Source organism: Aestuariivirga sp., from assembly GCF_044239095.1.
Lineage (GTDB): Bacteria > Pseudomonadota > Alphaproteobacteria > Rhizobiales > Aestuariivirgaceae > Aestuariivirga.
This window is the reverse complement of the sequence record NZ_JBIICB010000207.1, coordinates 1-7,776: the sequence shown is the minus strand read 5'-3', so window position 1 is coordinate 7,776 and position 7,776 is coordinate 1. Positions and strand designations below refer to the sequence as shown.

Genomic DNA, 7,776 nt, shown 5'->3' with positions numbered 1-7,776 from the left:
GCCCTTTCAAGTGTCAGCCACTTCGCCTTGCCCTCCGTCAACCATCTCTGGGCAATGGCGGTGGAAAATGCTCTCCTCGTACCGTTATCCAACAAGTCCGGGCGATGGCCGAAGACGATCCGCCTTGCGATCTTGCGGTAGCGATCATCCTCAAATAGGCCAGCGATCTCCGCTCTTGCTGGCCATGAGCCCCGATGGAAATCACGCATCAGGGCGGCGTCTCGCGCGCCGGGGAAGCCCCGGTAGATCTGCCCCTCTAGCCAGGGAGATTGCTCGTAGACTTCGCGTGTTGCGACATACGCCTGCAGAAGTCGGTGACGGAGTTCCGGAGATCCCTGCAGGAGCTGGGCGCGCCGCATGATTTCCGGCTCACCTATCTTCATGAGTTCAATGCGATCCCGCGCCCTCTCCAGGTCGAGCAGGATCGGGCAGCTGCTTGCCTTGATTGTTCGCAGCGGCTTCGGTTTGGTGGCCGCCCACTTCCTGAGTGAATCATCGCTCACTGACGGAAGCTCCGCAGGATCATGCGCGAGGTTGAAGGCGATCACGTTACCGTTATTCTGAGGGTCGACCGCGATGGCCGAGACCAGCCAATGATTTGGCTTGTTGTAGGGAAAGTCCGTATAGAGGCGAACCGCGGCTGACCGGGCGTGTCGTACCGCCTCCGCCTTCTGCCCCATCCTCAGCAGGTGTTCCCACAACCAGGGCGCTCTCTCCTTCATCAACTGCGCCAGATAGATGGTCGCCTCGACGTCCGCCAAGGCATCATGCGCATTGGGGTGCAGGAAACCGTTTGTAGGCGCCAACCGGTCCAACTTGAAGGTCGGCGCGCCATCGGCCCGCTGGGGTATTTCCAATCTGCCCGGTTCGAACTCGTGGACCGCCAGCGCCAGGCGCATGATGTCGAGGCGGCTGTTGCCATTGGTATTTGTCAGGAAGGGCGGTAGCAGCGATTGGTAGAAGGCTTGCCGAAGGAGATCTTCATCGAATTCCAGGCTGTTATAGCCGGCAAACACAGCAGGCGACCATGCTGAGAGCTTCTCGTGGATCGTGGCCGCCATCTCGAAGTGGGACGGAAGTACAGGATCGGACAGTTGATCCAGAGCGACACCAGTAACGAGAAGAGCCCCCGGAGCCGGAAGAATATGTGGCTGGATGCGGCAGCGGATCTCGAAGCGATCGATTTCATTCAGGGCGTCATCGGTTCGAATGGCCGCAAACTGCAGAATCTGATCGTAGAAGGTATCGCTACCCGTTGTCTCGGTATCATAGAAGACGAATGCCATGAGATATTTGCCCCGCGCGCCCTGACCACTCAGTCTTTGCGGCCAGAGATCGTGGTCTTTGTCTCGACGGGGCTGGAAGTCGCGCTTTTCAGCCAGCAGCTCTTTCTTCTGGCCATGTACGTAAATGCGCGGCAGATATCATCCTTCTCGCAACTGTCAGAACACTCGCCAAATCCGACGTCCCGTATCTCCCGGTAGTCGTTCCCCGGATAGTCGGTTCTTTCCATGATCGTGATCGTCGATCTTCGGAGCCTGCTCTCAAGATAGATCCTGTAGCCAGCGAATGCGTTCGGGTTCCTGAATACGCGTTCGCCATCAGACTTGAGAAAACACACAGCGTGTCTGGTGTTGAACGTGAATGCCTTGCAGCGCCTGTCAGACATGCACGCTTCCTCACACTGTGCTGCAGACACGTTCTTGAGCGGCATGCCGGGAAGGTCATGACCGAATATGTCAGCACCTTGAATGTGAGACATGGCAATCTGGCTGTTATCGACAGGAGGGGCGGTCACCACAGGAGGTGTGCCCTGCACTACCTGGCCGGATGGCGGCTCCAACGGTACCACCACGATCTCTTCATCGTTCGAGGGGCTTGCCGTTCTTCTCCGGTCCGTGGCAGGCGCTGTTTCATTTGCTATCTTCACATCGATGCCGACGCTTTCCGCGTCCTGAAGGGTCAACCACGTCATTGAGTCGGGCGATGCGGAGCTGATGTAGGCAATCGCGTACTCTGACAGTCCCAGAGAGTTGAGGTATGCACCAACCAGCGCGTTTCCGACACCGGTTTCCCGGTTCACACCGTTCTCCTGGATGAAGGACGCATGGAAGCCCACTTTCGATGATTCCTCCATGTAACGTTGCACGCCCGCAAGCCAGATATGACCGCAGGCGGATGCACAGACGGTATCCGCAGGAACGTAGGTGAAGAAGCCTTTCAACCGAATCGCCTTACCGATCTCCACACCAGCGAGTGTGCTCCCGCCGGGACTGTTCAGAACGACAATGGCCATGTCGTTCTGAAGGGCCACCTGCGCGAACTTCTTTTCGTCTCCGGCCACAAGCTCGCCTTCAATAGTGATGAAGACAAGGTCACCCGAAGGTTCGGGCTCCACGCTGATTTCAGCGGCTTCGGGGTAACGGCACATTCCTGCGAGCAGAACCGCAGAAAGGAGCATCAGGCAGATCATGCGCTCAACGGCCCCGAGCAGACCATTGACCAGACAAGTACGCTCAGGATTGCTGTGCTGGCTTTTCATCAGGAACCCTCGACGCTCTCAATTTTCCGCTTGGACAGCAGGCTCTGAGCCAAGGGCCATGTGCGATCGCAGAAACCCCACTTGGCGGGCTCAATCCCAACGCGTCTGAGTTCGATGCGGTCAGCTGCCCAGCAACAAGAGATATCGATATCGGCGTGCACCTTTCCGGCGTCGTGCCAGTGCAGGGCCTCCGTCAGCCGGGACAGTCTTCCTTGCTCGAAATCGAAGAAGCGACCATTGAGCGCCTTCGCGACCTCCGCAGCACGCGCCCCGTGTCGCGGATCCTCCCACTCGTTCTCACGCCGGCAGTCATGGAGCAGTGCGAACACGGCCATGAACGAGTGATCACCCGCCAGTTCGTCCGCAAGCACCATTCCGTTCGAGAGCACGGCACGCCAGTGTACCGGGCCGTGGTGGCTCTCGGGGCCGAGCATGAAGCGGGACTCCGCTTCCCGGAGAAGGCCGGCGGTATCGACATCAATCAGTTCGATCATGCGAGTACTTTCTTCCTGATGCAGTAGCGTCTTGGATGACGAGGTCCATTCCGCCAGTATCACTCAAAGGTTTTGGATCATGCAAGCAGACTGGGATCAAGACTTGCTATAGGTCAGACGGGCAGATGATCGCATGAAAGCAATCGTTCCTGTTGACACCAGCATCGGTGTTCGTTATAAAGAACACAGCATTTAGATTGGGTCGACGCCCAAACCAACCTGCCTTCCCGGGCAAGGTGGTGTCCGAGAGGAGATGCGGCTTGAAAGAGCAATTATGCGGGGTGCGTCGACCCTCGGATTGATGAGGGAGCAAGAATGGCGCAGACGGAAATCCCTATAGACAAGATCGAGGCATACCTGGACACGTACTATCGTGTGGGCGTTGGCCCCGATGCGTTCGTGCTGCAGGTCGGCCAGCATTCGCCTGCTCTCGCCTTGCTTTACAAGCAGAACGGCTGCGATTGCGCTGTATTCATAACAGCCTTCAATCCCTTCGGACGAAAGCAGGTTGATAGCGCCAATGAGGACGCTCACGAGCGTCTCAGAGAGCAGCTTGATGGCCCTTCGAACCGCGTCATCGAGGGCGTTGGTGCCGATCCTACCGAGAAGTGGAAGGAGAAAAGCTATCTCGCGTTCGGGCTCGATGCCGATACCGCGCGAGAACTGGGTCGCCGTTTCAGGCAGGATGCGGTGGTCTGGATTGGAAGCGATGCCGTCCCGCAATTACTGCTTCTGCGCTGATTTTTCGGTCTGGCCAACCTGATTGGCTGGGGAGGTTTGTTCCGGATTGCCGCCCCCGACATCTCGTCGATTGCCGATACAAGGAGAATAGGCATGTCCTATCAAACTGGTGACCTAGCGGCTGCCCCCGCACCGGACGTGCGCATAGCTCTATACCTAGACATCGACGGCGTTCTCCTGCGTAGAACACGTCAACAAGGCTTTGGTGCGATGAGCCTTTATGAGGTCGCATCCGGAGCGACAGAGTTGCTCGAGTGGGCCACCGCCAATTTCGACGTATTCTGGTTGAGCACCCGAACCTCGGGGGGCAGCATTGAGAACGCTGAGAGAGCGTTCAGGCACGCCTCTCCGTCAGCCATGAGGTCCGACCGGTTCTCATCCCTGATCCGTTCTATACCAGCATCGCAGTGGGACACTGCCAAGATCTCTGGAATCGACACTGCCAAGCCGTTCTTCTGGATTGATGAAGACCCCGATCCGATTTCGGTCGCGCATCTGAGCGAAAACGATCTGATGCACCGGTTGATCAAGGTATCTGTAGACAGAGAACCGGATCTGCTGAACTCGCTGCCGGGCGTCATCACTGAGCGAATGAAGTCACGCTGAACATTCAAGCTATCCCCAAGGCACCGCTCATGAAAAGGCAAACTTACGCCGTCGGCGACATACACGGCTGCGCCAAACTTCTGGATAAAGCTCTGATCTGGATCCAGAGGCAGTCGGGAAGCACTCCGTTTCACGTGATCTTCATCGGGGATTATATTGACAGAGGCCCAGATAGCAAATCGGTCCTGGATATCTTGATGGCCGGTCCCCAGCGGCAGGATGATCGTTATACATGTATTCGCGGCAACCACGAACAGATGTGCCTCGATTCCAAACTCTCAGATCACCACCTCGAGGAATGGCTCGCAAATGGCGGAGATTCTACCCTCGAGTCATTCGGCGGGTCGATCGGATCCACCTACACGGATTGGATGGGTGCACTGCCTTTCTGGCACGAGGACAACCTGCGTATCTTCGTTCACGCAGGCCTCGAGCCTGGAATTGCTCTTTCGAACCAGGATCCCGAGACCTTGCTGTGGATCCGCGAGCCCTTCCTGACCTCCAGACGTTCATTCGGCAAGCATGTGGTCCACGGCCACACGCCGGTGGGACCTACACTTCGGAAGAATCGAACCAACATTGATGCAGGCTCCTTCAAAAGCGGAAAGCTCTGTGTAGCTGCATTTCACGACAATTCTGATGCCCGTCCAACTGCAATTCGGGTTCTTGAATAACGCTGCGCCTGAATAGCTTCTCTGAACGTGCGAAGATTATAAGGAGGAATGCGATGGCAAATTTGGATATTCCGTACCTCGATCGCCTGTCCTCCATCCCGCCCGGCCTTCTTTACCCCCACCAGGCAGACGGAGTGGCCTTCCTGCTGTCGAAGAAGCGCGTGGTTCTTGCCGACGACATGGGCCTCGGCAAGACCAGGCAGGCCATCGTGGCCATGAACGTCGGCGCACCGGAGGGGGCGATCCTCGTCGTCTGTCCGGCATCGCTCAAGCTGAACTGGCGGCGCGAAATCCGGATGGTCGACCCGGATGCCGTGGTGGAGATCATTGGTGCAAAGGACGGAGCACCCGACGGAACACCGAGGTGGGTGATCGTCAACTACGACCTGCTCACTAGGAACGCCGCCAGGCTGCACGACATCCCCTGGGCCGGAGTGATCCTCGACGAGGCGCATTTCATCAAGAACGCCAGTCAGCGCACCAGCCACTGCCTGAAGTTGCTCGGTGTCCAGAAGGAGGCACGGGCGCCCATCATCGGTCCACAGTATGTGTTCCTGCTGACCGGCACGCCCATGACCAACCGCCCGCGGGACCTGTTCAACCTCCTCCGCTGCGTCGGGCACCCAGCGGCGCGCTCCTTCCTGTCCTTCGCCAAGCGCTATTGCGATGCCTACCAGAACGATTTTGGCTGGGTCACGACTGGCGCCTCGAACCTGGAAGAACTGAACCTCCTTTTCAAGGAGGTCTCGATCCGCCGCAAGAAAGAAGAGGTGCTGGATCTCCCCCCGAAGGTGCGGAGTTGGGTGCCGGTCGATGTCGCCTCCAGCCCCTCGGCGGTAGAGGCCTCACTCGCCTTCTTCCGCTGGTATGCCGCCACCGACCCGGCAAACCCCAACGACAAGCAGTTCCTCGCAAAGCTGATGAAGGTCAGGACCGCGCTTCACAAGGCCAAGCACAAGGCGGTGGAGGAGCGCATCCAGGATGTACTGGCAACCGGCCAGAAGGTCGTGGTGTTCACCTCCTTCACCGAGGGCCTGAAACGCCACGCGAAGAGCCTTGGCAGCGCTTGCGTGACAATTTCCGGGTCGGACACGTCGGAGCAGCGGCAGGCCGCCGTCGAGCGCTTCCAGGACGACCCTGAGATAAGGGTCGCCGTCTGCAACCTCATCGCCGGCAGCGTCGGTATCACCCTGACGGCCGGAACCCACGTGATCTTCCAGGACCTCGACTGGGTGCCGGCGAACCATGCCCAGGCCGAGGACCGCTGCTACCGGCTCGGGCAGAAGAACCGGGTGACGGTCGAATACTTCTACGCCGCCGGTTCGCTGGACGAGTACATCTCGGAACTGCTGTCCCTGAAGATGGCGCTAATAGGATCCGTGGAGGCGGAGGTTGCCCCTGATGCCTCCTTTCTGGCCGAACTCGAGGCCCGGCTGCGGGCCATCGCACCCGCCCTCATGCAGGAGGCGAAGCTGGCCAAGAGCGATCCGAATGAGCGGCTGGCGGAGCTCTCCGCCCTGCTCCCCAAAGCCCATCGAGAGCAGGAGGAGGCCGACAAATCCGGACTATGGGAATTCAAGTCGTCCCGGAATCCGTCGAAATCATACCGGGTCACATATGGTCGTGCCGGGCACCTGGAGTGCAATTGCGAAGGTTTTTTGTACCGCGGAAACTGCAAGCACGTCCGGGAAGTGCGAGCGACGACTTGATCAACTTTTCCAGAATGTTTGATCCCATTCCTGATGCAGCGATCAGTCATGCGACCGTCCTCCGCCCCCGCTCACACGTTGCGGCTCGGTAAACTTTCCTCTACCCCCATCCCACAATCAGAACTGCATCACTGATCCTCAATTATTCAATATCGGATCTGGTAGAGCAGAACGAGCGATCTCCAACGCTCTAAGAGGCCGCCGCTCTAGATCAAACGTCGTTACAGGCTTGTCATAAGGCCTCATTGCATCGCCCAACAGTCGATGAAGAGCCCCGGAATCTGTACGCCAAAGAGGATGAACCACTACGAAGCGTACAGTGTTACCGCTACGCTTTTCGACAACAGCATTTAGCCCCAAGGGACCGATACCAGTTTGAACTGAAAGAGTACCTGCTCGCAGCCGCGCCGTCGCTTGAGCCAATTGCAAACTACGCGTCGGCCACGCTTTCAATTCAGGATATGTGGAAAATACTCCGTCAAGACCGCAAGTGTAGTTGTGATCAAGCGCTACTCGCAGGTACGCAATAGCAAGCCTCCAATCCAAAAGGTTGTGAACCCGCCTGTTTCCATACTGTTGGATGCAGCGATAACAGGCCGTATGACAATGCTGATCGTGCGCGGACTCTAGAAACGCGGATAATGGCCACACAGCTTCATTTGAGGTGATCTGGCCTATCAGCCGAACCACCTCGGGGATCCCATCCAGTCCAACTTGCCCAAGCCGTCTCGAAAGCCCTGACCCGTTTATCAAGGAATCTGCGATCTGGAGGACGGGCCTTCCATCCCTAAGACGGGGCTCTAGTGCTTCGAACTCATTTGGAGCCACGTCCAAGGCTAGAGCGGCCTTCTGTACAAGCAAATGGGTAGCACTGGTCGCTGCAGTGGGAACGGCGGTGGAAAACTAGACCACGGTAGCGGCGGGATTGGCCCGCTGCGGGCGGAGTAAAAGTCGCCCACTATCTATGTCCTTTCTGTGTGAGCAGGGAGGGCTCGGAGATCTACACCGTG

The 7,776-nt window shown here is 57.8% G+C and carries 7 protein-coding genes and 1 riboswitch; of the genes, 4 read left to right on the top strand and 3 right to left on the bottom strand.

Annotated features, from left to right (window positions below; genetic code table 11):
* The 3 genes from ACILRA_RS16460 to ACILRA_RS16450 all read right to left on the bottom strand — a co-directional run.
* On the bottom strand, positions 1-1,286 hold a 1,286-nt coding region (locus ACILRA_RS16460), incomplete at its 3' end, for an exonuclease domain-containing protein (protein WP_395663157.1).
* Between the two features lie 29 nt (positions 1,287-1,315).
* Positions 1,316-2,542 carry a PAN domain-containing protein gene (locus tag ACILRA_RS16455; RefSeq protein ID WP_395663156.1) on the bottom strand — a complete coding sequence of 409 codons (1,227 nt, stop codon included), beginning with the start codon at positions 2,540-2,542 and terminating at the stop codon, positions 1,316-1,318.
* On the bottom strand, positions 2,542-3,036 hold the full coding sequence (locus ACILRA_RS16450) for a hypothetical protein (protein ID WP_395663155.1): 495 nt from the start codon (positions 3,034-3,036) through the stop codon (positions 2,542-2,544). Before ACILRA_RS16450 ends, ACILRA_RS16455 begins: the two co-directional genes overlap by 1 nt.
* A 183-nt stretch (positions 3,037-3,219) precedes the next feature.
* Positions 3,220-3,322, top strand: a riboswitch (SAM-I-IV-variant riboswitch).
* A 29-nt stretch (positions 3,323-3,351) separates the two neighbouring features.
* Between ACILRA_RS16450 and ACILRA_RS16445 the strand changes: the two genes are divergently transcribed.
* The 4 genes from ACILRA_RS16445 to ACILRA_RS16430 all read left to right on the top strand — a co-directional run bounded on the left by ACILRA_RS16445 (position 3,352) and on the right by ACILRA_RS16430 (position 6,766).
* A complete protein-coding gene (locus ACILRA_RS16445; protein WP_395663154.1) occupies positions 3,352-3,777 on the top strand; it encodes a DUF3293 domain-containing protein in 426 nt (141 codons plus the stop codon).
* 93 nt (positions 3,778-3,870) lie between these two features.
* On the top strand, positions 3,871-4,383 hold the full coding sequence (locus ACILRA_RS16440) for a hypothetical protein (protein ID WP_395663153.1): 513 nt from the start codon (positions 3,871-3,873) through the stop codon (positions 4,381-4,383).
* 29 nt (positions 4,384-4,412) lie between these two features.
* A complete protein-coding gene (locus ACILRA_RS16435; RefSeq protein ID WP_395663152.1) occupies positions 4,413-5,057 on the top strand; it encodes a metallophosphoesterase family protein in 645 nt (214 codons plus the stop codon).
* A 53-nt stretch (positions 5,058-5,110) separates the two neighbouring features.
* Positions 5,111-6,766, top strand: coding sequence for a DEAD/DEAH box helicase (locus ACILRA_RS16430; protein ID WP_395663151.1), 1,656 nt, complete (start codon positions 5,111-5,113; stop codon positions 6,764-6,766).
* Positions 6,767-7,776 lie beyond the last annotated feature (1,010 nt).

What these genes read in the sequence shown, in the direction of transcription:
- ACILRA_RS16455 (WP_395663156.1), bottom strand. Translation starts at nt 2,542, where the DNA reads ATGAAAAGCCAGCACAGCAATCCTGAGCGTACTTGTCTGGTCAATGGT.
- ACILRA_RS16450 (WP_395663155.1), bottom strand. Translation starts at nt 3,036, where the DNA reads ATGATCGAACTGATTGATGTCGATACCGCCGGCCTTCTCCGGGAAGCG.
- ACILRA_RS16445 (WP_395663154.1), top strand. Translation starts at nt 3,352, where the DNA reads ATGGCGCAGACGGAAATCCCTATAGACAAGATCGAGGCATACCTGGAC.
- ACILRA_RS16440 (WP_395663153.1), top strand. Translation starts at nt 3,871, where the DNA reads ATGTCCTATCAAACTGGTGACCTAGCGGCTGCCCCCGCACCGGACGTG.
- ACILRA_RS16435 (WP_395663152.1), top strand. Translation starts at nt 4,413, where the DNA reads ATGAAAAGGCAAACTTACGCCGTCGGCGACATACACGGCTGCGCCAAA.
- ACILRA_RS16430 (WP_395663151.1), top strand. Translation starts at nt 5,111, where the DNA reads ATGGCAAATTTGGATATTCCGTACCTCGATCGCCTGTCCTCCATCCCG.